The 21,958-nt window shown below is 72.0% G+C and carries 19 protein-coding genes; 15 read left to right on the top strand and 4 right to left on the bottom strand.

Annotated elements, in window-relative coordinates; translation table 11 throughout:
* Position 1: 1 nt before the first annotated feature.
* Positions 2-1,675 carry a glycoside hydrolase family 26 protein gene (locus ACZ6I1_RS05745; protein WP_469283482.1) on the bottom strand — a complete coding sequence of 558 codons (1,674 nt, stop codon included), beginning with the start codon at positions 1,673-1,675 and terminating at the stop codon, positions 2-4.
* A 294-nt stretch (positions 1,676-1,969) separates the two neighbouring features.
* On the opposite strand from ACZ6I1_RS05745, the gene ACZ6I1_RS05740 reads away from it, so the two are divergent.
* The 5 genes from ACZ6I1_RS05740 to ACZ6I1_RS05720 all read left to right on the top strand — a co-directional run bounded on the left by ACZ6I1_RS05740 (position 1,970) and on the right by ACZ6I1_RS05720 (position 7,311).
* Positions 1,970-3,382: a carboxylate--amine ligase gene (locus ACZ6I1_RS05740; RefSeq protein ID WP_469283480.1), complete on the top strand. Its 1,413-nt coding sequence runs from the start codon at positions 1,970-1,972 to the stop codon at positions 3,380-3,382.
* Between the two features lie 31 nt (positions 3,383-3,413).
* Positions 3,414-4,712: an NAD(P)-binding domain-containing protein gene (locus ACZ6I1_RS05735; protein ID WP_469283822.1), complete on the top strand. Its 1,299-nt coding sequence runs from the start codon at positions 3,414-3,416 to the stop codon at positions 4,710-4,712.
* A gap of 12 nt (positions 4,713-4,724) precedes the next feature.
* Entirely contained in the window at positions 4,725-4,970 is a 246-nt protein-coding gene (locus ACZ6I1_RS05730; RefSeq protein ID WP_469283478.1) for a hypothetical protein, read from the top strand.
* Positions 4,971-4,984: 14 nt separating this feature from the next.
* A complete protein-coding gene (locus ACZ6I1_RS05725) occupies positions 4,985-7,072 on the top strand; it encodes a SpoIIE family protein phosphatase (RefSeq protein ID WP_469283475.1) in 2,088 nt (695 codons plus the stop codon).
* A gap of 71 nt (positions 7,073-7,143) precedes the next feature.
* Positions 7,144-7,311, top strand: coding sequence for a hypothetical protein (locus tag ACZ6I1_RS05720; RefSeq protein ID WP_469283472.1), 168 nt, complete (start codon positions 7,144-7,146; stop codon positions 7,309-7,311).
* Between the two features lie 46 nt (positions 7,312-7,357).
* Here ACZ6I1_RS05720 and ACZ6I1_RS05715 read toward each other — a convergent pair whose 3' ends face one another.
* Positions 7,358-7,783: a DUF6299 family protein gene (locus tag ACZ6I1_RS05715; RefSeq protein WP_469283470.1), complete on the bottom strand. Its 426-nt coding sequence runs from the start codon at positions 7,781-7,783 to the stop codon at positions 7,358-7,360.
* Positions 7,784-7,971: 188 nt separating this feature from the next.
* Here ACZ6I1_RS05715 and ACZ6I1_RS05710 point away from each other — a divergent pair, with 188 nt between their 5' ends.
* On the top strand, positions 7,972-8,604 hold the full coding sequence (locus tag ACZ6I1_RS05710; RefSeq protein WP_469283468.1) for a DUF4352 domain-containing protein: 633 nt from the start codon (positions 7,972-7,974) through the stop codon (positions 8,602-8,604).
* Positions 8,605-8,660: 56 nt separating this feature from the next.
* A complete protein-coding gene (locus ACZ6I1_RS05705) occupies positions 8,661-9,155 on the top strand; it encodes a DUF5949 family protein (RefSeq protein WP_469283466.1) in 495 nt (164 codons plus the stop codon).
* Between the two features lie 104 nt (positions 9,156-9,259).
* On the opposite strand, the gene ACZ6I1_RS05700 is transcribed toward ACZ6I1_RS05705, so the two are convergent.
* Together ACZ6I1_RS05700 and ACZ6I1_RS05695 are read right to left on the bottom strand one after the other, a co-directional pair.
* Complete coding sequence (locus ACZ6I1_RS05700; protein ID WP_469283462.1) at positions 9,260-10,513, bottom strand: cytochrome P450; 1,254 nt, start codon at positions 10,511-10,513, stop codon at positions 9,260-9,262.
* Positions 10,514-10,702: 189 nt separating this feature from the next.
* Complete coding sequence (locus ACZ6I1_RS05695) at positions 10,703-11,851, bottom strand: low temperature requirement protein A (protein WP_469283459.1); 1,149 nt, start codon at positions 11,849-11,851, stop codon at positions 10,703-10,705.
* 208 nt (positions 11,852-12,059) lie between these two features.
* On the opposite strand from ACZ6I1_RS05695, the gene ACZ6I1_RS05690 reads away from it, so the two are divergent.
* The 8 genes from ACZ6I1_RS05690 to ACZ6I1_RS05655 all read left to right on the top strand — a co-directional run bounded on the left by ACZ6I1_RS05690 (position 12,060) and on the right by ACZ6I1_RS05655 (position 21,958).
* Positions 12,060-13,469, top strand: coding sequence for a NarK family nitrate/nitrite MFS transporter (locus ACZ6I1_RS05690; RefSeq protein WP_469283457.1), 1,410 nt, complete (start codon positions 12,060-12,062; stop codon positions 13,467-13,469).
* A 222-nt stretch (positions 13,470-13,691) separates the two neighbouring features.
* Positions 13,692-15,962, top strand: a complete 2,271-nt coding sequence (gene pflB, locus ACZ6I1_RS05685) for a formate C-acetyltransferase (protein ID WP_469283455.1) — start codon at positions 13,692-13,694, stop codon at positions 15,960-15,962.
* A 21-nt stretch (positions 15,963-15,983) separates the two neighbouring features.
* Positions 15,984-16,826 (top strand): pyruvate formate-lyase-activating protein, encoded by an 843-nt coding sequence (pflA, locus tag ACZ6I1_RS05680; RefSeq protein WP_469283453.1) that lies wholly within the window; start codon positions 15,984-15,986, stop codon positions 16,824-16,826.
* Positions 16,827-16,894: 68 nt separating this feature from the next.
* A complete protein-coding gene (locus tag ACZ6I1_RS05675) occupies positions 16,895-17,992 on the top strand; it encodes an MFS transporter (protein ID WP_469283450.1) in 1,098 nt (365 codons plus the stop codon).
* Positions 17,989-20,331: a molybdopterin oxidoreductase family protein gene (locus ACZ6I1_RS05670; protein WP_469283447.1), complete on the top strand. Its 2,343-nt coding sequence runs from the start codon at positions 17,989-17,991 to the stop codon at positions 20,329-20,331. Before ACZ6I1_RS05675 ends, ACZ6I1_RS05670 begins: the two co-directional genes overlap by 4 nt.
* 6 nt (positions 20,332-20,337) lie before the next feature.
* The gene (locus tag ACZ6I1_RS05665; protein WP_469283443.1) at positions 20,338-20,937 is read left to right on the top strand and encodes a 4Fe-4S dicluster domain-containing protein; all 600 of its coding nucleotides are present in this window, start codon (positions 20,338-20,340) and stop codon (positions 20,935-20,937) included.
* On the top strand, positions 20,934-21,593 hold the full coding sequence (locus tag ACZ6I1_RS05660; protein WP_469283440.1) for a QcrA and Rieske domain-containing protein: 660 nt from the start codon (positions 20,934-20,936) through the stop codon (positions 21,591-21,593). Before ACZ6I1_RS05665 ends, ACZ6I1_RS05660 begins: the two co-directional genes overlap by 4 nt.
* Positions 21,590-21,958, top strand: coding sequence for a hypothetical protein (locus tag ACZ6I1_RS05655; RefSeq protein WP_469283438.1), 369 nt, complete (start codon positions 21,590-21,592; stop codon positions 21,956-21,958). The genes ACZ6I1_RS05660 and ACZ6I1_RS05655 overlap by 4 nt, the downstream gene beginning before the upstream one ends.

The raw sequence follows: 21,958 nt of genomic DNA, 5'->3' as shown, positions 1-21,958 counted from the left end.
TCTAGAAAGGCCAGAAGCCGGAGCCCTCGCCCACGTCGACCTTGACGCAGACCGACTGCTTGCCGACCAGCTTGGAGAGCCACTCGCCGAAGCTGAGCGGGACGCACCACTCCTTGCTGTTGACCGGCGGCTTCGCCGGTTCCGGCAGCGGCTGCGGCGTCGGCCGGGAGGGCGTGGGCTCGGGCGACGGCACCGGGGTGGGAGCCGGCGGGGTCGGCGTCGGGGCTTCGGAGGGCGTGGGGACCTCCGGTGTCGGCACGGCCGGCGAGGGCACGGGTGTCGGCTCGGGCACCTCGGGGGTCGGGAGCACCGGGCTCGGGGTCACCGGGAGCGGGACCTCGGGCGTCGGGACCACGGGCGAGGGCTTGGGGACCTGGGGCGTCGGGGACTCGGAGGGGCTCGGGAGGGGCGTGGGGACCTCGGGCGTGGGCACGGCGGGCGTGGGGACGGCGGGCGTGGGGACGGCGGGAGTCGGCTCCACGGGGGCCGGGGTCGGGGTCGGCACGGCCGGGGTGGGGACCTGCGGCGTCGGGAGCTCGGGCGTCGGCACGGCCGGAGTGGGCACGGCTGGAGTGGGGACGGTCGGAATGGGCACGGACGGGGTGGGCACGACGGGCGTCGGGACCACGGGCGTCGGGACCACCGGGGTCGGGACCACGGGCGTGGGCACCACCGGGGTCGGGACGACCGGGCCGGGCAGATCCGGACGCAGCGCCTCGCGGAAGACCTTCGCGGAGCGCGGGTTCTCCTTGCACTGCCACACGCCGTGCGGGCAGTAGTCGGTGATGGTGTGGTAGAGCGGCTTGTGCTGCTCGATCCACTTCAGCATGCGCCGCACGTATTCCGGATTGTCCCCGCGCCGGAACAGCCCCCACTCCGGGTACGAGATCTCCTTGCCGTGTGCCTTCGCGAAGTCGACGTGCTTCTGCAGCCCGTAGGGCTGGGTGATCTGGTCGTCGAAGTCCTCGCCGGGACCCTGGTCGTAGGAGTCCATCCCGATGATGTCGACGAAGTCGTCGCCCGGGTAGCACTTCGTCCAGCCGATCGCGTCCTTGCCCCGGTTCGGCGCGAAGTCGAACCTGAACTTCTGGCCGGGCACGGACCGCATCGCGGTGACGACGCGCCTCCAGTACACCTTCCAGTTCTCCGGGTCCGGCCCGCAGCGGTGGGTGTAGGTGATGCCGTTCATCTCCCAGCCGAGCACGATCACCGTGTCCGGCACGCCCAGCGCCACCAGCCGCTTCGCCAGCCGCTTGAAGTGCCGGTCGTACTCGCCCTGCGCGCCCGCCCTGATCAGCCGGGCCACCTGGTGGTCGGGGATCCGGCCCTCGTTGCGCTCCTGCATGGGGACGTTGAGGACGAACATCCGGTCGTCGGAGGCCCGGCGCCACGCGGCCCAGTCCTCCAGGAAGCCGACCTTGCCCTCGATGCCCGCCCACTGGTCGCCGGGCAGGTAGGTGTGACCGACCCGGATCTGCTTGCCGCCGAGCCAGCGCGACAGGTACGGGATCCGGGCCACGCCGGGCGGCCCGTAGTCGAGGTAGGCGCCCATGGCGATGTCCGAGGCCTGGGACCGGTCCTTCTCGGGGTCCGCGATCGCGGCCCCGGTGGCGAGCAGTCCGGCCGTGACCGTACCGATGCAGGTGCTCGCCAGTCGGCGGCGTGGTCTGGGCATGGCGTCTCCCGGGCTTTCCTGAATCGGTGTGCTTGCCAAAGACGTTAGGCATCAGATCTGACGAATGCCCTGTCCGGTGACCGCCCCGTAGGCCATTCGCAGCTGCGCACCCTCCCCGCTTGGTCCGACTAGGTGAAAGACACCGCTGCCATGCACGCGTTTCTCAGCCATGTGCCCGCCGTTCTGCTCAGACTCGATCGGAATCCGTTCCACCACGGAACCCTCGGCGCCGTCAGATCCCTTGGCCGCAAGGGCGTGGAGGTCCATGCCGTCGTCGAGGCCGGGGGAGGTCCCATGGGGCGTTCGCGTTATCTGCGCGCCGTGCACGACGGGCCGGCCGGCGGGGTGGACCCGGAGGCGCCGGAGACGCTGCTCGAGTGTCTGACCGGGGTGTCGGAGCGGATCGGCAGGCCGGCCGTGCTCATCGCCATGGACGACCTGAGCGCGATCACGGTGTCCCGCGTCGCACCGATGCTGACGGACCGTTTCCGGATCCCGCACCAGCCCGACAACCTGCCCGCCCGGGTGGCCGACAAGGCCGAGCTGTCGCGGCTCTGCGCGCGGTGGAACGTCCCGCACCCGGAGACCGTCGTCCCGGCGAGCGGCGGCGAGGCGGCGGAGGCCGCGTGGCGGCTCGGCCTGCCGGTGGTCGCCAAGTGGAGCCGCCCCTGGCTGCTGCCGGCCGCCGCCGACGGACTGCGCAGCACCACGCTGGTGCACACCGTCGCCGAGGCGCGGCGGCTGTACGAGCGCTCCGCCGAGGCCGGGAGCCGGCTGCTGCTCCAGCGGTTCCTGCCGGCCGGGCCGGACACCGACTGGTTCTTCCACGGGGCCTTCGCCCGGGGCGGGCGCCCGCTGCTGGCGGGCTCCGGCCGCAAGGAGCTGTCGTGGCCGGTGCGGACGGGGCTGACGGCGGTGGGCCGCTGGCTTCCGGACCCGGCGGTGGAGGAGGCGGGCCTGCGGCTCGCCGAACGCCTCGGCTACCAGGGGATCTTGGACCTGGATTTCCGCCGGGACGAGCGGGGCACCTTCCGGCTGGTGGACTTCAACCCGCGTCCGGGCGCGCAGTTCCGGCTGTTCACGGACGCGGCCGGGCTGGACGTCGTACAGGCGATGTACCTGGATCTGACGGGCCAGCGGGTTCCGGAACCCTCGGGCGGACCGGGCCGGGTGTTCGTCGCCGAGAACTACGCGCTGCTGGCGGCGGTACGAGGCCGCCTCGCGGCGGGCCGGGCGGCGGGCTCTGCGCCTCCGGCCGCCTCCGGGGGCGGAGCGGGCGGAGCCGGGGAGGCCGGCGGGGCGTCCCGCGGAGCCGCTGGGGCCGAGGGCCGGGGAGTGCCGGCGGACCGCGTGGCGCCGGGTCCGGGCGGCGGGGCGCCGGGGGGTCCGACGGGCGGGCCGGCCGGGCCGGCCGGGTCCGCGGCGGGTGTGCCGAAGGGGCGGCGGGGGCGGGTCGAGGCCGCCTGGTTCGCCGTCGACGACCTGCTGCCGTTCCTGGCGATGCTCCTCGCCTTCGTCGGCCGGGGATGCGGCAAGGGCGCCCGCGCACTGCGGGCCGTTCCCGCGCCGCGGGGGCGGCGCACCGTTCGCGCGGCGGTCCGCGCGCCCCGCCAGCGGGGGCGCGAACAGCCGCCCGCCGCGGGCGGATCCACCTCCCGGCCCGCGCCGCCGGAGGCGCCGGCGCCGGACGAGCTGGTGACCCGTTGAGCACGACACTGGAAGGACGGCCGTGAGCCGGATGGAGGATCTCGTGGTGGTCGGCGCGGGCCCGTACGGGCTGTCGATCGCCGCGCACGCGGCGGGTGCGGGGCTCGACGTACGGCTGCTGGGGCGGCCCATGGCCTCCTGGCGCGACCACATGCCCGAGGGCATGTACCTGAAGTCGGAGCCCTGGTCCTCCAACCTGTCCGCGCCCGACGGCCGGCACACCCTGGCCGACTACTGCGCCACCCGCGGACTGGTCGCGGAACACGGCACTCCGCTGCCGATCGGCACGTTCACCTCGTACGGGATGTGGTTCGCCCGCCATGCCGCGCCCGAGGTGGAGGAGGTGACCGTCACGGAGGTGACCCCGCAGGGCGACGGCTTCCGGGTCCGCACCGCCGAGGGACCGCCGCTCCTGACCCGTACGGTCGCCCTCGCGGTCGGGGTGATGCCGTTCGCCCACCATCCCGCGGCGCTGCGCGAGCTGCCCCCGGGCCATTACTCGCACAGCAGCGGCCACCGGGACCTGACCCGCTTCGCCGGCCTCGAGGTCGCCGTGCTCGGGGCCGGGCAGGCGGCCCTGGAGACCGCCGCGCTGCTGGCCGAGCAGGGCGCCCGGCCGTGCCTGGTCGCCCGGCGCTCCCGGCTGAACTGGAACGCGGTACCGCAGCCCCTGAGCCGCCCCGCGCTGCGCGCCCTGCGCGATCCGCACAGCGGGCTCGGCACCGGCTGGCGCAGCTGGGTGTGGTCGGAGCTGCCGTGGGCCGTGCGCCGGCTTCCCGCCGCCACCCGGGAGCGCATCGCGGCGACGGCGCTGGGCCCGGCCGGCGCCTGGTGGCTGCGGGACCGCTTCGAGCGGCAGGTCCCCGTCCTGCTCGGGCACCGCCTGCACCGGGCGGTCGCGGTGGGCGAGCGGACCCGGCTCGGGCTGACCACCCGGTCCGGCGAGTCCGTGGTCCTGGACGCCGCGCACGTCATCGCGGCCACCGGGTTCACCCCGCACCTGGCCCGCCTGGAACTGCTCGACGCGGGGCTGCGGGCCGCGCTGGAGACCGTGGGCGGCAGCGGGACCCCGGAGCTGAGCCCGGGGTTCGAGTCCTCGTGGCCCGGCCTGTTCTTCGCGGGACTGCTGACGGCTCCCTCATTCGGCCCTTCCATGCGATTCGTGCACGGTGCGGGCTTCACGGCGGGGAGACTGGTGCGAGGAGTCCGCAAACGGCTCGGCGCACGGGGCCCGCTGCCGGGCTCCCCCGGCGAGGACCGGTGTTCCCGGGCCGCAGCCGGGCATCCCACGACGTATCTGCGGTGTGATCCGCAGGGAGACCCGCGGTGAGAGGGGTCCGCGATGAGCGCGGAGCGAGCACAGGGCCGTGGCTGGGTACGGATTCCCGGCAGCCGCAGCGAACAGCCCGCCACGGCCCGGGCCACCGGGTACGACCGGGGCCCGTACGCGACGGCGTCCCACCCCGTACAGCCTCCGATCTACCTCTCCCTCGTCAAGCGCTGGCGGGAGGCCGGGCGCACCCTTCCGGGGCATCCTGACGAGGAGTGGGAGCGGCTGATCTCCCAGCCGTGCTGGCCCGGCCGTTAGGTGGTGTGTGTCTCGTGGCAGCGGCGGAGCACGACCGTCCCGAGCAGGACCGGAAGACTCCACGGACCGGGCCGGGAGAACGGCTCGCGCTGAACGGCATGGGCAGCTTCGAGTGGGACCTGGGGGCCGGCTCGCTGGACCTGGACGAGGCGGGAATGTCCGTCTTCGACCTGGAGCCGGAGGGGTTCGACGGCACCCCGGAGGGGCTCGGGCTGCGGATCCCGCCGGAGGACGGCGCCCGGCTGGCCGAGACCGTCAGGGGGGTCCTGGAGGGCGGCGCCGAGTCGTACGGTGCCTACTTCACGGTGAAGCGGCGCGACGGCCGCGACCAGTGGACGCACACCCAGGGCCGGGTGCTGCGGGACGGCGAGGGCCGGCCGCGGCGGATCGTGGGGATCGTCCGGGACGCGACGGCGGAGCTCGCCCAGGCCACGATGCTGCGCAAACTGGAGACGGCCCGGGCCCAGCAGACCACGATCGTCCAGCGGACCACGGAGGCGCTCTCGCGGGCGGTGACGGTCGACGACGTCACGGCCACGCTGACCGGGGCGGGCGCACTGGAGCGGCTCGGCGCGGACGGGCTGGCCCTGGGGCTGGTCGAGGGCGGCACCATCAAGATCATCGCGCTGAGCGGGGAGTCTCTGGAGATCCTCAGCGAGCGGCGGTTCACCAGGCTGGACGGTTCGCTGCCGCTGTCCCAGGCGGTGCTGAGCCGGCAGGCCCGCTTCGTCACCTCGCTCACCGCGCTCGGCGAGGAGTTCCCGCTGCTCAGCGACTACCTGGGCCGGATCCGCTTCGACGCGGCCGCCTATCTCCCGCTGATCGCGCAGGCCCAGGCCATCGGCGGGCTGGTCCTCTTCTACCGGCGCCGCAGCGAATTCAGCCCGGAGGAGCGCAACCTGTGCCTGGGCCTCGCGGGCATCGTCGCCCAGTCCCTCCAGCGCGCACTCCTCTTCGACCAGGAGCGGGAGTTCGCCACGGGGCTGCAGGCCGCCATGCTGCCCCGGCGGATCCCGGAGATCACCGGCGGGGAGATCGCGGTCCGCTACCACTCCGCCTGGAGCGGGCGGGAGGTCGGCGGGGACTGGTACGACGTCATCGCGCTGCCCCGCGACCGGGTCGGCATCGTGGTGGGCGACGTACAGGGCCACGACACGCACGCGGCGGCCATCATGGGCCAGCTGCGCATCGCCCTGCGGGCGTACGCGGGCGAGGGCCATCCCCCGTCCACCGTGCTGGCGCGGGCCTCGCGCTTCCTCGCCGAACTGGACACCGAGCGCTTCGCGACCTGCATGTACGCCCAGGTGGACCTGGAGACGGGCGGGGTACGGGCCGTGCGCGCCGGCCACCTCGGCCCGCTGATCCGGCACACGGACGGCCGGACGGGCTGGCCCAACGTGCGCGGCGGCCTGCCGCTCGGGCTCGCCTCCGTCTTCGAACAGGAGGACTTCCCCGAGACCCGCCTCGACCTGGTCCCCGGCGAGACGCTCGTCCTGTGCACGGACGGCCTGGTGGAGGAGCCGGGCACCGCCATCACCCAGGGGATGGACGCCCTCGCCCACGCGGTCCGCAGCGGCCCGCAGGAGGCCGGGGCCCTCGCCGACCACCTCTCCGACCGGCTCTGGGAGCGCTGGGGCTCGGGGGACGACGTGGCCCTACTGGTGCTGCGCCGGGCACCCGACCCGGGCACCCACCGTGCCCCGCGCATCCACCAGTACGTCCACCAGGCCGACCCGGAAGGGCTCTCGGAGGCCCGCTACGCCCTGCGCCAGGCGCTGCGCGACTGGGGCATGCCCGACCTGGCCGACGACGTGGAACTGGCCGCGGGGGAACTGCTGGTCAACGCTCTGCTGCACACCGACGGCGGGGCGGTGCTGACGATGGAGGTGCTGCCCGAGCCGGTCCGGCGGATCCGGCTGTGGGTCAAGGACCGCTCCAGCGTGTGGCCGCGCCGGCGCACCCCGGGCGAGGCGGCCACCACCGGGCGCGGGCTGCTCCTGGTGGACGCGCTGGCGACGCACTGGGGCGTGGAGCCGCGTGGCGACGGCAAGGCGGTCTGGTGCGAGTTCGACGCCGCCGGCAGCCCCCGGGGCGCGGGGTGACCGTGCGGTCACCCCGAGTTGTGGGCGGGCGGGGGCGGGGTGATGATGCGCGGTATGGAACGGATCGTGCTGTGCGCAGGCTGAGCAAAGGCGCCGTGACCGGCGTCCTGGCCCTGCTCCTGCTGGCCGCCGGAGTACCGACGGTCGTGGACTGGGCGACGGGGCGGCCGCACGCGGACCCCGGGTGCCAGTCGGTGGCGTTCATGTCGATGACGGACGTGGCACCCGAGTGCCGGTAGCGGCGAGCGGCGGCTACCGGCCGGGTACGCCTCGGGTCGCGGCGGCCTAGCGGCGGGCGACCAGCCGGATCTCCTGGCGGTCCTCCGCGACCGTGTCGATGGAGCGCGGCATCAGCCCCGAGAAGTGGATCTCGTTGAGCTGGGCCTCGGCGAGCGCCGGGCCGGGGTGGACGGCCGGGGTGAACTCGAGCGTGCCGGTCGCCTCCCACTCGTGCTCCTGTCCGTCGCACTGCGCCTCGCCGCCGCCGAAGGCCAGCCGCGTGCCGTCCTGCACGACGGCCGCAGCGATCTGGAGCTTCGCCCCCACGGGTGACGGGTTCGTGCAGTGGTAGGTGCCGGAAAGGGTGACCTTCCCGTCCTCGGAGATATGACCGTACGGCTGTACGGAAATTCCCTGGTCGAAAGAAGTGGCATCTGCGGGCGCGGTGAATACCGCCGTCGCGGCCAGTGCCGACAGTGCTGCCAGGGCCATGCGGGTTCCGTGAATACCCATGGTTCCTCCGGGTGGATGCGGGTGGCGGGATTCCGCCGGAACGAATTGTGCTGGCAGTCGGCGGGCAACTCGCCGTACACGCCCGCCGGGCGTACTCGTGTCGGTGTGTGCAATTCCCGGGCCGGGCGCGTGAGACTGACCGAAATACGTCCCCGGAGGGATCCCGCATGCGCCAGTCCGCCGCCCCCGCCCCCGCCCGCGTCCGTTTCCGTTTCGCCTCCCGCCTCCCGCGGTGCGCCGTCGTCCTCCTCCCGTTGCTGGTGGTCGGCGCCACGGCCTGCCAGAGCGCCCCCGAGGGGGCTGCCCTCGCTCCCGCCGCGGTGCCCGCCGTCGTGGTGGACGACGGGGCGCCGGGCGCCGAGGGATCGGCCGCGCGGACGGGGGCCAAGGATGCCCGTGTGGGTGAGGCCGTACGGGTGCACGGCCGGCAGGTCGGCCGGCACCTGGAGGCGGTGCTGAGCGCGTACGTGGACCCCGCGGTCAGCGTGGAGAAGAACTACGCCCCGCCCGCCGGCAAGCGCTGGGTGGCCGCCTCGATGTCGTTCGTCAACGTCGGCGGGGCCTCGTACGGGGCGCTCGGACGCATGTGGGCGCACGACAGTGCGGGGCAGCGCCACCCGGTGGTGCCCACCGGTGAACTGACCACCGGCAAACCCCTCGTCTTCGATTCCCTCGCGGTCGGTGAGCGGGCGGAAGGATGGGTGGTGTTCGAAATCCCGGAAAACGCGCGCATTGAGCGGCTCCAGTACCAGGACGCGAACATCCAGGCGAATTCCGGAGGGGGATTCTGGGCGGTCTAGCCCGGCCGGGTGAAAGGCCGTGAAGGGGTCGGGCGGCAGAGCACTAGGGTGCGCGCATGACTTCTACTCAAGCCGAAATCGACCGGTCCCAGCTCGGCACCCTTTCGGTGCTCGCCTGGATCGGCGACCCCTCCGAGGCCCATGACATCCCGTACCTCCTCGCCTACACCCTCGGGGACGGCCCGGGCGGCCGGGAGGCCGGCGAGGCGGCGGCCCGCGGGCTGCTGGAGGAGATCGGCCTGCCCATCGGCGACGTCGTCATGGACGGCACCCGCAACCCGGCCGCCTTCCCCGTGCAGCTCCTGCTGGAGGGCAACCAGATCGCGCTCACTCTGCCCGGGATGAACGCCCAGTGCACCGCCCCCGACGAGTGGGTCGCCGCGGCGAACGAGAGCGGGCAGGCGTACTTCCTGTTCGCCACGCGCGCCTGGCCCGAGGCGGTCCCCGGCAAGCCGGTCGAGGCGGAGACCCTCCAGGCGTTCGCCGGGGACGAGTCGGTGCTCACCGGCAGCGCCCACTGCGTGCTGACCGTGCGGCGCCTGCAGAAGTAGCCGCGCACCGGGCCGCGCCGCCACGACCTCCCCCGGACCCGTCGTCCGGGGGGTGCCCGCGCCGGCCGCCGGGCTCCCAGCCTGCCCGGTGGCCGGTCCCGGCATCAGGGCCGTTCGAAGGCGAACTTGAGCGACCGGACCCGGTTGTCGAAGTTCGACCCGGCCAGATCGGGAAGGCCCACCGCGCGCAGCCCGACCGGCCGGGTGAGCAGTTCGCGGAAGAGCGCCTTCATCTCCACGCGGGCCAGGTGCGCGCCCAGGCAGAAGTGCGGTCCGCCGCCGCCGAATCCCAGGTGGGGATTGGGCGAGCGGGTGATGTCGAAGGTGTCGGGGTCGGGGAAGACCGCCTCGTCGCGGTTGGCGGAGGCGTAGTACAGGACCACCTTTTCGCCCGGGCGGAACAGGTGTCCGTCCAGGGTGTGCTCGGCGGTGACCGTCCGGCGGAACTGGATGATCGGCGTCGAGTGCCGGATGATCTCGTCCACCGCGCCGTCGGCGTACTTTTCGAAGTCCGAGAGCAGCAGGTCGCGTTGGCCGGGGTTGTCGGTCAGCAGGCTCAGCCCGTGCGTGATCGCGTTGCGGGTGGTCTCCACCCCGGCGACCATCAGGAGCGAGAAGAAGGCGCCGAGCTGGCGGGCGCCGAGGGCCTGGCCGTCGACGTTCGCGCAGACCAGCGCCGAGATCAGGTCTGCGGTGGGGTTCTTGCGCCGCTCCCGCCCGATGCCGGCCACCATCCGCTGCATCCGGGCCAGCGCCCGCAGGCCGCGGCCGGGCATCCGCAGGCGGGCGGCGAGACCGCGCTCCACGCCGATGTTCTCGGAGGCGTGGTTGACGCGGTCGGCGATCTCGGAGCGGTAGTGCTCCGGGATGCCCATCATGTTGCAGATGACCTCCAGGGGCAGGCGGGAGGACACCGCCGAAACGAACTCGTCGGGTCCCTCGGCCAGTACGTCGTCCACGATGCGGGCGGCCACGGCATGGATGTCGGCCTCGGCCGCCGCCAGCAGGCGGGGCGTGAACGCCCGCTGCACGATCCTGCGGAGCTGGGCGTGGTCGGGGCCGTCCAGATTGACCATCGAGTCGCCGAACAGGGCGCGGACCCAGCGGGCGGGCTCGGGGGTGGTCACGCCGGGAGCGCTGGCGAAGACCTTGTGCAGCCGGCTGGCCTCCTGCACCTGGGCGTGCCGGACCAGGGCCCAGTGCCCGTGCCCGGGTCCTTCGGGGACGAAGACGGGGGATTCCTGCGCCCGGAGCCGGGCGAATGCCGCCAGGCGGTGGGCGGGGGGTGCCTGCCAGAAGCCGGGCTCGGCCAGTTCCCTGCCGGGGGCTTGGCCGGGGCGTTGCGAGGGGAGCGTCATGCTCGGAGAACGGCGCCGGGGGTGCGGGAGTGACGGTCCGGCGCACCGCCGCTGTCGGGGGCTCTGCCCCCGAACCCCCGCGCCTCAAACGCCGGCGGGGCTGGATTTTGGCCGTCGGTATCGGCCCAAAGCCCCGCCGGCGTTCGAGGCGCGGGTTATGGGGCGGAGCAACAGGAGCGGGCGCGCCGGTCAGCGGGGGGTGCGCAGGGCCAGGGTGAGGCCGATCGCGACGGTGGCCGCCGCGACGAGGCCGGCGTACAGGACCGCGTACGTACCGGCCCAGGTGCAGGCGAGGAGGGCGAGCGCCGACACCGGCAAGGTGAGCTGCTGCGCGGCGCCGTGCTTGAAGTGGCGGGAGTGCAGGAGCCACACCGTCAGCAGGAACAGCGCCGACGGGACCGTGACGGCGGCGTTCGCGGCGAGCTGGGAGATGTGCGCCTTGCCGACCGCGTGCTCCACCGCGACCTCGATGCCCGCCCCGATCGCCGCGCCGGAGGCGAAGATCAGGAGGTGGCCGTAACCCCACGGGATGGCCTCGCGGTTGGAGGTCAGCCGCTCGTGCATCGGCACCGCGAAATAGATCCACCACGCGGCGAAGACGATCAGCAGCCCGCCGCCGGCGATCGGCAGCAGCTGGTCCAGCGCCTCGTTCTCGTCGAGGGCCGACTTCACCGCCACCGTGCTCGCGGCGATCGTCTCGCCCAGCACGATGATGGTGAACAGGCCGTACCGCTCCACGATGTGGTGCGCGTGCCACGGCGTCTGGTGGCTGCGCTCGGCCAGCACCGGAACCATCAGCTCGGCCGCGACCAGCACCAGGAACAGCCAGCGCCGGGAATCCTCCGGGGCGAACAGCAGGGCCACCCACCCGGCCTGGCAGACCACCAGCCCGGCCGCGTACGTCAGCGCGGCCGAGCGGGCCGCGCCGCTCTCCCCGGCGGCGGCCCGCAGCCACTGCGCGGTCAGGGCGACGCGCATGATGATGTAGCCGACGACGGCCACCGTCCAGTCGTTGTCGTCGAAGGCCCGGCTCACTCCCGCCGCGTAGACGAGTACGCCCGCGATCTGGACGAGCGTCGCGATCCGGTACGGCACGTCGTCGACGTCGTAGGCGGAGGCGAACCACGTGAAGTTCATCCACGCCCACCACACGCCGAAGAAGACGAAGAGGTAGCCGATCACCCCGGTGCCGGGGTGGCCCTCCGCCAGGGCGTGCACCAGCCGGGCACCGGCCTGCGCGATCGCGACGACGAAGCAGAGGTCGAAGAACAGCTCCAGCGGGGTGGCCGCCCGGTGGTGCTCGTCGCGGCTGCGCGCGGTCATGGGGGAGTACGCCATACCCGCCAGCAGACCAGACGGGTGCGGCTTCGGCAGGCCGGACGCGCGGCCCGCGCCCCGTGGGTGCCCCGGGCTGACCAACGCACTGGGGGCGACGGGACCTTGTCCCGTCGCCCCCAGTGCGTTCTCCTCTGCCGCGAGGCGCCGGCCGGCACGGAACCTGGAGGGGCAAGCCCCTTGGACACCCCTCGACCTCTGAGGACACACCATGAGTTCCGCCACGAAGGACGCGGTACGGCCGCGGCAGGCCGATCCGGCGCAGTACCGTCCGGGCCGCACCATCACCGACTGGACACCGGAGGACCCGTCCTTCTGGCGGAGCACCGGGAAGGAGGTCGCGACCCGCAACCTGTGGATCGCGGTGCCGGCCCTGCTGGTGGCCTTCGTGGTCTGGCAGGTGTGGAGCATCACGGCGACCCATCTGAAGGACGTCGGCTTCGGCTTCAGCCAGTCGCAGCTGTTCTGGCTCACCGCCGTCCCCGGCATCACCGGCGGTACGGCCCGCATCCTCTACACCTTCCTCGGCCCGATGGTCGGCCAGCGCCGCTTCACCGCCCTGTCCACCGTCGTGCTGATCGTGCCGCTGCTGTGGCTGGGCTTCGCGGTCCAGGACCCGTCGACCTCGTACGGCACGATGATCGCGATCGCCGCACTGTGCGGCATCGGGGGCGCGAACTTCTCCTCCTCGCTGGCCAACATCGGCTTCTTCTACCCGAAGCAGGCCAAGGGCAATGCGACGGGCATCAACGGCGGCCTGGGGAACCTGGGCGTGTCGGTGGTCCAGCTGCTGACCCCGATCCTGATCACCTCCTCCGTCCTGGCGATCGGCGCGGGCCAGAAGAAGGCGGACGGCTCGGAGATCCACCTCCAGAACGCGGCCTTCGTGTGGGTGCCGGTGCTGATCGTCCTGGCCGCGGTGGCCTGGTTCGGCCAGAACGACCTGAAGGTGGCCTCCACCCCCTTCAGCCAGCAGAAGATCATCTTCAGGCGCAAGCACAACTGGCTGATGACCTGGCTCTACGTCGGCACCTTCGGCTCCTTCATCGGGTTCGCGGCGGCCCTGCCGCTGCTGATCAAGACCACCTTCCCCGCGTACTCGGTGGCCACCTACGCCTGGATGGGCCCGGCGCTGGGCGCGCTGGCCCGCTGGGCGGGCGGCTGGATCGCCGACAAGCTGGGCGGCGCCCGGGTGACGATCCTGTCCTTCGCGGGCATGGCCGCGTCCATCATCGGCGTGATCACCTTCCTGCCGGCCGGCTCCGACCAGGGCTCTTTCCAGGGGTTCTTCCTGTGTTTCCTGGCGGCCTTCTTCTTCTCGGGCATCGGCAACGGCTCGACCTTCCGGCAGATCCCCGTCATCTTCCGGGGCCTGCACCTGAAGGGCCTGAGCGAGGGCACCCCGCAGTACGCGGCGGCGCTGAAGCAGGCGGAGATCGAGTCGGGCGCGGTGACCGGGTTCACGGCCGCCATAGCCGCCTACGGGTTCTTCTTCATCCCGGCGATGTTCGCCAACTTCGCCGTGACCAGCGCGATGTGGGGCTTCGTGGGCTTCTACGCCTCGTGCGTGGTCGTGGCCTGGTGGTTCTACGCCCGCCCGGGAGCCGAGGCCCCCAGCTGAGGGCTGTCCCCCCGCCCTGCGGAATAATTTGTGAATGCTTTCACAAGCGCGCGAGGGACTTTTGTCCCCTACGAAACCCCAGGTCATGGCGGGTGTCGAGGCGCGCGCGGGGCGGGGCGGGGGACCTTCGGGCGTCAGATCGGGACCAATGCGCCGCCGAATGATCGATCAAACGGCGTGCAATGGACACAAGCAATGAGGCGACGGAAGAAGGTGCGGGCGATGACTGCCACCCCTGCGGAGACCACGAGGAACGGCGAGGCCTGGGAGGGCTTCAAGGGCGGCCTGTGGCGTGACGCCATCGACGTCCGCGACTTCATCCAGCAGAACTACACGCCGTACGAGGGCGACGGTGCCTTCCTCGCCGGCCCCACCGCGCGCACCACGGCTGTGTGGAAGGCGATCACGGACAAGTTCCCGGAGGAGCGCGAGAAGGGTGTCTACGACATCGCCCACGACATCCCGTCCTCCATCACCGCGCACGCCCCCGGCTACATCGACCGCGACAAGGACCTGATCGTCGGCCTCCAGACCGACGCCCCGCTCAAGCGCGCGATCATGCCGTACGGCGGCTGGCGCATGGTGGCCGGCGCTCTGGAGACCTACGGCTACCCGGTCTCCGAGGACCTCGAGAAGGTCTTCACCGAGTACCGCAAGACCCACAACGCCGGTGTGTTCGACGCCTACACCCCCGAGATCCGCGCCGCCCGCAAGGCCGGCGTCGTGACCGGCCTGCCGGACGCGTACGGCCGCGGCCGCATCATCGGCGACTACCGCCGCGTGGCCCTGTACGGCGTGGACCGCCTCATCGCCTTCAAGAAAGAGGAGAAGGAGGAGCTGAACTCCCTCCCCGCGGGCAACCGTCCGCTGGAGGAGACGATCCGCCTGCGCGAGGAGCTCGCCGAGCAGCTCCGCGCCCTCGCCGAGCTCAAGGAGATGGCCGCCTCCTACGGCTGCGACATCTCCCGCCCGGCCGCCACCGGCCGCGAGGCCATCCAGTGGCTGTACTTCGCCTACCTGGCCGCCGTGAAGGAGCAGAACGGCGCGGCCATGTCGCTGGGCCGCACCTCCACCTTCATCGACGTCTACCTCCAGCGCGACATCGAGGCCGGTCTTCTCACGGAGGAGCAGGCCCAGGAGCTGGTCGACGACTTCATCATCAAGCTGCGCATCGTCCGCTTCCTGCGCACCCCCGAGTACGACGAGCTGTTCTCCGGCGACCCGACCTGGGTCACCGAGTCGATCGCCGGCATGGGCGAGGACGGCCGTCCGCTGGTCACCAGGACCTCCTTCCGCTACCTCCAGACCCTCTACAACCTCGGCCCGGCCCCCGAGCCCAACATGACCGTCTTCTGGTCGCCGCAGCTGCCGCAGGGCTTCAAGGAGTTCTGCGCCCGCGTCTCGATCGACACCTCCTCGGTGCAGTACGAGTCCGACGAGCTGATGCGTCCGCGCTTCGGCGACGACACCGCCATCGCGTGCTGCGTGTCGGCGATGCCCGTCGGCAAGCAGATGCAGTTCTTCGGCGCCCGCGTGAACCTCGCCAAGACCCTGCTCTACGCGATCAACGGCGGCCGGGACGAGAAGTCCGGCGCCCAGGTCGGCCCCGAGACCGGCGCCCTCACCTCCGAGGTGCTGGACTACGAGCAGGTCATGGCCAAGTTCGACGAGCAGATGGAATGGCTCGCCCGGACCTACGTCCACGCCCTGAACGTCATTCACTACATGCACGACCGGTACGCCTACGAGCGCATCGAGATGGCCCTGCACGACCGCGACGTGCGCCGCACCATGGCCTGCGGCATCGCCGGCCTGTCGGTGGCCGCCGACTCGCTGTCCGCCATCAAGTACGCCAAGGTCACCGCGGTGCGCGACGAGACGGGCCTCGCCACCGACTACCGCGTGGAGGGTGAGTACCCGGCGTACGGCAACAACGACGACCGCGTCGACGACATTGCCGTGTGGCTCGTCGAGGAGTTCATGAAGAAGGTGCGCCGGCACGAGACGTACCGGGGGGCCGAGCACACCCAGTCGGTGCTGACGATCACCTCGAACGTCGTCTACGGCAAGAAGACCGGCAACACGCCGGACGGGCGCCGCGCGGGCGAGCCGTTCTCCCCGGGCGCCAACCCGATGAACGGCCGCGACACCCACGGCTACGTCACCTCGGCGCTGTCGGTCGCGAAGCTCCCCTATGAAGACGCCGAGGACGGCATCTCCCTGACGAACACCGTCACCCCCGACGGGCTCGGCCGCACCCCCGAGGAGCGGATCAAGAACCTGGCGGGCGTGCTCGACGGGTACATGGCGGTCGAAGGTTTCCACATGAACGTGAACGTGCTGAGCCGCGACACGCTCGAGGACGCCATGGAGCACCCGGAGAACCACCCGCAGCTGACCATCCGGGTCAGCGGCTACGCGGTGAACTTCGTCCGCCTCACGCGCGACCAGCAGCTCGACGTGCTGAACCGCACCTTCCACGGCTCGCTCTAGGGGCCGTCAGGAGCACCCGCCATGACCGTCCTCCTCGGCGCCAATACCGCCCAGGCCGCCGCTACCGCCCACGCGGCCGCCACTCCAGCCGCCACTCCAGCCGCCACTCCCGCCGCCGCCGCGACCCGGCGGCCGAGCGAGGGCTCGGTGCACTCCTGGGACCTGTCGACCGGGGTCGACGGCCCTGGCACGCGCTTCGTGACCTTCCTGTCCGGGTGCCCGCTGACCTGCCTGTACTGCCACAATCCCGACACCTGGAAGACGCGGAGCGGCAAGCGGACCTCGGCGGACGCCGTGATCGCCGAAGCCGCCAAGTACCGCACCTTCATCGCCGCGTCCGGCGGCGGGGCCACCGTCTCGGGCGGCGAGCCGCTCCTCCAGCCGGTCTTCGCGGGCGAGCTGCTGCACCGGATGAAGCACGAGCTGGGGCTGCACACCGCCCTGGACACCTCCGGCTTCCTCGGCGTACGCGCCACCGACGCGCTGCTGCGCGATGTGGACCTGGTTCTGCTCGACCTCAAGTCCTGGGACCGGGAGACGTACCGGCGCGTCACCGGGCGCCCGCTGCGGCCCACGCTGGACTTCGCGCAGCGCCTGGCCGCCCTCGGCACGGAGGTGCACCTGCGGTTCGTCCTGGTTCCCGGGCTCACGGACGCGCGCGAGAACATCGAGGGGGTCGCCGCCTTCGCCGGATCCCTCGGCAACGTCTCGCGGGTCGACGTGCTGCCCTTCCACAAGCTCGGTGAGGGCAAGTGGCAGGCGCTGGGCATGAACTTCACCCTGCACGACACGCCCTCGCCCGACGCCGGACAGGTGGCCCAGGCCAAGGAGATCTTCGCGGCGCGGGGACTGACCGCCGTCTGACCCCGTTCGGCCCAACCACGGCCACCACATAACGGGCTGAATCGGTATAGACCGCCTAGCGTGGTGCTGTGTCCGAGCCCACAGAAGTCCTCGCCGAAGCCCCGCCGCCCCAGGAGCCACCCGAGACCGCGCCGCCGGCCGGGAGATCCGTCACCGCACGGGCCACCCTGGCCGGCGCCGCCGTCTCGCTCCTGCTCATCGCCGCGATCGTGCTGGGCAGCCGGATGCTGCGCGACTTCGACTCGGCCCTTCTGCCGTACGCCGTCGCCACCGTCTTCCTGGCCTTCGGCGTGGCCTACCGGTACACGGTGTGGGTGTCGGCGCCCGGGGCGCGCCGCTTGTTCAAGAAGGGGTTCGGCAGCCTCTTCTCGGCCGCCAACTTCCGCAAGGCGCCCACCGCCCTGCCGAAGATGATCGCCACCTACCTCGGCTTCCAGAAGTTCCTCGGCGCCCGCTCGCGCGCCCGCTGGGCCGCCCACCAGCTCATCTTCTGGGGCTGCGTCCTGGCCGCGCTCATCACCTTCCCGCTGACCTGGGGCTGGTTCACCTTCACCTCGGACAGCGGGTCCGGCCCCGGATACGAGATGCGGATCTGGGGCTTCAAGGTGCTCGGCTTCGACTCGCTGAACATCCTGGGCTGGCTGATGTTCCACGGGCTGGACATCGCCGCGGTCCTGGTCATCCCCGGGGCCTCGTACTTCCTGTGGCGCCGGATGAAGGACCGCGGGGCCATCACCGGCCAGCGCTTCGCCTACGACCTGCTGCCGCTGATCTGCCTGATCGTGATCTCCGTGACCGGGCTGCTGCTGACCTTCTCGTCGATCTTCCTGCACGGCGGCGGATACGAGTTCCTGGCCATCCTGCACATGGTGTCGGTGGTGTTCACCCTCATCTACATCCCGTTCGGGAAGTTCTTCCACATCGTCCAGCGGCCGGCCGCCGTCGGCATGCAGCTGTTCAAGTACACGGCCCGCCAGGACGACCAGGTCTTCGCCTGCAAGCGCTGCGGTGAGCCCATCGACACCACCCCGTACGTGGAGAACCTGCGCGGCACCATGCAGGACCTCGAGCTCGACTTCAACGCCTTCGTCGAATACTGCCCGCGCTGCAAGCGGGTGCTGCGCGGCAACGCCTACCTGACCCACGTCAAGAAGGGCTTCAAGTGACCGCGACCGACCCAGCCAAGGCCGAGTCCCGGCCCGTGCCCCTCCCCGTACCCGTACCCATCGACCCCGCCATCGCCCCGCCCGGCACCCGCACCTTCCGCGACGCGGGCGGCATCCCCGCGGACCAGTGGCACGCCGACCAGAACGGCGAAACCCTCGTCCCCACCCACTGCTGCTTCTGCGGCGTGCAGTGCGGCATGTACCTGCGCGTGGACAAGGGCGGCAAGGTCTTCGGCGTGGAGCCGCGCAACCACGACATCAACCGGATGCGGCTGTGCCCCAAGGGCATCAACGCCTACCAGCAGGTCAACCACCCCGACCGGCTCACCGCGCCGCTGATGCGCCGCTCGCGCGACGAGGAGTTCAAGGAGGCCTCCTGGGAGGAGGCCCTGGACTTCACCGTCTCCGAGATCCGCCGCATCCAGCAGGCCTACGGCAACGACGCCTTCGGACTCCTCGGCGGCGCCAGCCTGTTCTCCGAGAAGACCTACCTGGTCGGCAAGTTCGCCCGGGTCGCCCTGAAGACCAAGCACGTCGACTACAACGGCCGCCTGTGCATGGTCAGCGCCGCCGGCGCCAACAAGCTCGCCTTCGGCATCGACCGGGCCGGCAACCCCTTCTCCGACATCCTGCTCTCCGACTGCCTGCTCATCGCCGGGTCGAACGTGGGGGAGTGCTTCCCCGTGATGACCCAGTACCTGTGGGGGGCCCGGGACCGCGGCGCCTCGCTGATCGTGGTCGACCCGCGCGAGACCGCCATCGCCCGCACCGCCGACATCCACGTCGCCCTCAAGCCCGGAACCGACGCGGCCTTCTTCAACGCCGTCCTGCACGTGATCGTCGCCGAGGGGCTGACCGACGAGGACTACCTCGCCGCCCACACCACCGGCTGGGAGGATGTCAAACAGACCGTCGCCGGCTACCCGCCCGCCCGGGCCGCCGGGATCTGCGGGATCCCGGCCGAGCAGATCGTCCAGGTCGCCCGGGTCTTCGCCGCCGCGGACAAGGCCATGGCCTGGCACGCCCGCGGCATCGAACACCACTCCCAGGGCGTCGAGAACTGCCTCACGGTGATCAACCTGTGCGTCGCCACCGGCAACATCGGCAAGCCGGGCGCCGGCTACGGCACCATCACCGGGCAGGGCAACGGCCAGGGCGGCCGCGAGCACGGCCAGAAGTCCGACCTCCTCCCCGGCGGCCGCTCCATCTCCAACCCGGAGCACCGCGCCCAGATCTGCCGGATCTGGGGCATCGAGGAGTCCGAACTCCCCGGGGCCGGAACCTCCATGATGGAGATGGTCTGGCAGATGCAGCGCCGGGAGATCCGCGGCCTGATCGGAATCTGCAACAACCCCTTCGTCTCCCTCCCCCACCACGGCGTGGTCAAGGACGGCTACGACACCGCCGAGTTCCACGCCCAGTTCGACTTCTTCCTCTCCGAGACCGCCGCCAACGCCCACGTCGTCTTCCCCGTCACCACCTGGGCCGAGGACGAAGGCGTGATGGCCAACGCCGAGGCCCGCGTGGTCAAGCACAACAAGGCCCAGGAGCCCCCCGCCGGCGTACGCACCGACACCTGGGTCATCTGCGAGCTGGCCAGACGCCTCGGCGCCGGACAGTACTTCGACTTCCCGGACTCCCGCGCGGTGTTCGAGGAACTGCGCGTCGCCTCCGCCGGCACGGTCAACGACTACTACGGCATCACCTACGACAGGCTGGAGGAGACCGGCGGGATCGCCTGGCCGTGCCCCTCCACCGAGCACCCGGGCACCCCCCGGCTGTTCGAGGACGGCCGGACCTACCACCCCGACGGCAAGATCCACCTGCAGGTCGTGGAATGGCATCCGCCCATGGACGCCTACACCGAGGAGTACCCCCTCTCCCTCACCACCGGCCGCACCGTCGCGCACTTCCTCTCCGGCAACCAGACCCGCCGCCTGGGCGCCCTCGTCGAACAGACCCCGCGTCCCTGGGTGGAGGTCCACCCCTCACACGGCTTCAAGGACGGCGACCCGGTCCGGGTGGTCACCCGCCGCGGCAGCGAGGTCTTCCCGGCCCTGGTCACCGAGGCCATCCGCCCCGACACCGTCTTCATCCCGTACCACTGGCCCGTCCCGACGGCCGCGAACGCCCTGACCATCGACGCCCTCGACCCCCGCTCCAAGATCCCCGAGTACAAGGTGTGCGCCGCCCGGGTCGAGGCCGCCGAACGGATCGACGAGGTCCCCGCGCCGCCCACCGCCCCCGGCCGCGAGGCGTACCCGGAGGCCCAGGTCTCCCGCACCGACCCCCTGCCCCCCACGTCCCCGCAGGGCCGTGGCACGGCGGAGAGGAGCTGACCCGCCATGATGGGCCGCACGATCTTCATCGACCCGGGTCGCTGCATCGGCTGCCAGGCCTGCGTCTCCGCCTGCCGCGAATGCGACTCCCACCGCGGCAAATCGATGATCCACCTGGACTACACCGACCCCGGCAAGTCCGTCGCCTCCCTCCCGACCGTCTGCATGCACTGCGAGGACCCCGTCGCCCCCTGCGCCGAGGTCTGCCCCGCCGACGCGATCCTGGTGACCGCGGACGGCGTCGTCCAACAGGCCGACACCTCCCGCTGCATCGGCTGCGCCAACTGCGTCAACGCCTGCCCCTTCGGCGTCCCGAAGATCGACCTCCAGGCGAAGCTGCAGATGAAGTGCAACCTCTGCTACGACCGCACCGCCTACGGGCTGGCTCCCATGTGCGCCACCGTCTGTCCCACCGGCGCCCTCTTCTACGGAACCCTCGAGGAACTCCAGGCCGAGCGCCCCGGCGTCCAGGTCGCCGACTCCTTCGCCTTCGGCGACGTGATGGTCAGCACCGGCGTGGCGATGGTCGTCCCCGCCGACAAGGTCCAGTGGCCGGTCCCCGGGGGACTGCCCGTGGTCGAGATCAATGGAGTGGACGTCCGATGAGCGTCACCGAACAGCCTGCTCCCGCACCCGGCCAGGACCCCGGTGGTGACGCCGCCGCGGAGCAGCTCCGCGACCGGATCAGCGCGGACTCCCTCACCACCCGCCGCGACTACCTGCGGATCGTCGCCACCGTCTCCGGCGGCCTGGCCATCGGCGGTGTGGGCGTCGCCGCCGGCATCCTGCACCGGCACGGCGACAGCGAGACGCCGCCCGAGGCCAAACTGGTCACCGACCGGCTGGAGCCCGGCCAGTCCGTCGCCTTCCGCTACCCCGGCGACGAGGACCGCGCACTGGCCGTACGGCTGGCCGACGGCACCCTCGTCGGCTACTCCGCCGTCTGCACCCACCTCGCCTGCGCCGTGCTCTGGCGCGAGGACCGGGGCCTGGACGGAGAGCTGTACTGCCCCTGCCACGAGGGCGTCTTCGACGTCCGCACCGGCGAGGTGACCGCGGGCCCGCCGCCCCGCCCCCTGCCCATGGTCTTCCTGACCGAGCAGGCCGACGGCAGTGTCTGGGCCGTCGCCACCGCCCGGTCGGGAGAGCCGGCCAAGGACGCCCTGTGCCGGCAGTTCGGCGATTCCCGCCCCGAGACGGCCGGCAGGCTGGGCTGCCCCGGAGCGCATCGCGCCACCGCGAACGAAAGCGGGCGGACGTGAGCGACGCACCCCTGCCTCCGCGCCCCGACTACCACCCGGGGAGCACCCAGCCCCGGCTGAACCGGCCGGTGCACGAGCGGTATCCGCAGATCCGCTCCACCAGCGGCTACGGAGATCCGCGGATCCGGCGCACGGGCCCCGGCCCGGGCGCCGGCACCGAACAGGAGCCGGAACGGTCCTCGAAGCTCAACGCCCGTCTGGCCCTGGCCCTCACCGTGCTCGTCGGACAGCTCTGGGCGCTGACCGTGACCGTCAACGAGTGGATGAAGGGCAACACGGCCACGGCCTGGTGGGGTGCGGGATTCCTGATCCTGTCCTTCCTCGTCGTGATCGCGCTGTGGCGCCTCGACCCGAAGGACCGGTGA

Source organism: Streptomyces sp. NPDC046303, from assembly GCF_055588085.1.
This window is presented reverse-complemented; position numbering and strand designations above follow the sequence as displayed.

Bases quoted from the DNA above. Each gene is read 5' to 3' on its own strand.
- ACZ6I1_RS05710 (WP_469283468.1), top strand. From the start codon at position 7,972: ATGCGCCAGTCCGCCGCCCCCGCCCCCGCCCGCGTCCGTTTCCGTTTC.
- ACZ6I1_RS05740 (WP_469283480.1), top strand. From the start codon at position 1,970: ATGGGGCGTTCGCGTTATCTGCGCGCCGTGCACGACGGGCCGGCCGGC.
- ACZ6I1_RS05695 (WP_469283459.1), bottom strand. From the start codon at position 11,851: ATGGCGTACTCCCCCATGACCGCGCGCAGCCGCGACGAGCACCACCGG.
- pflA (WP_469283453.1), top strand. From the start codon at position 15,984: ATGACCGTCCTCCTCGGCGCCAATACCGCCCAGGCCGCCGCTACCGCC.
- ACZ6I1_RS05660 (WP_469283440.1), top strand. From the start codon at position 20,934: ATGAGCGTCACCGAACAGCCTGCTCCCGCACCCGGCCAGGACCCCGGT.
- ACZ6I1_RS05730 (WP_469283478.1), top strand. From the start codon at position 4,725: ATGAGCGCGGAGCGAGCACAGGGCCGTGGCTGGGTACGGATTCCCGGC.
- ACZ6I1_RS05715 (WP_469283470.1), bottom strand. From the start codon at position 7,783: ATGGCCCTGGCAGCACTGTCGGCACTGGCCGCGACGGCGGTATTCACC.
- ACZ6I1_RS05700 (WP_469283462.1), bottom strand. From the start codon at position 10,513: ATGACGCTCCCCTCGCAACGCCCCGGCCAAGCCCCCGGCAGGGAACTG.
- ACZ6I1_RS05735 (WP_469283822.1), top strand. From the start codon at position 3,414: ATGGAGGATCTCGTGGTGGTCGGCGCGGGCCCGTACGGGCTGTCGATC.
- ACZ6I1_RS05665 (WP_469283443.1), top strand. From the start codon at position 20,338: ATGATGGGCCGCACGATCTTCATCGACCCGGGTCGCTGCATCGGCTGC.
- ACZ6I1_RS05690 (WP_469283457.1), top strand. From the start codon at position 12,060: ATGAGTTCCGCCACGAAGGACGCGGTACGGCCGCGGCAGGCCGATCCG.
- ACZ6I1_RS05705 (WP_469283466.1), top strand. From the start codon at position 8,661: ATGACTTCTACTCAAGCCGAAATCGACCGGTCCCAGCTCGGCACCCTT.
- pflB (WP_469283455.1), top strand. From the start codon at position 13,692: ATGACTGCCACCCCTGCGGAGACCACGAGGAACGGCGAGGCCTGGGAG.
- ACZ6I1_RS05745 (WP_469283482.1), bottom strand. From the start codon at position 1,675: ATGCCCAGACCACGCCGCCGACTGGCGAGCACCTGCATCGGTACGGTC.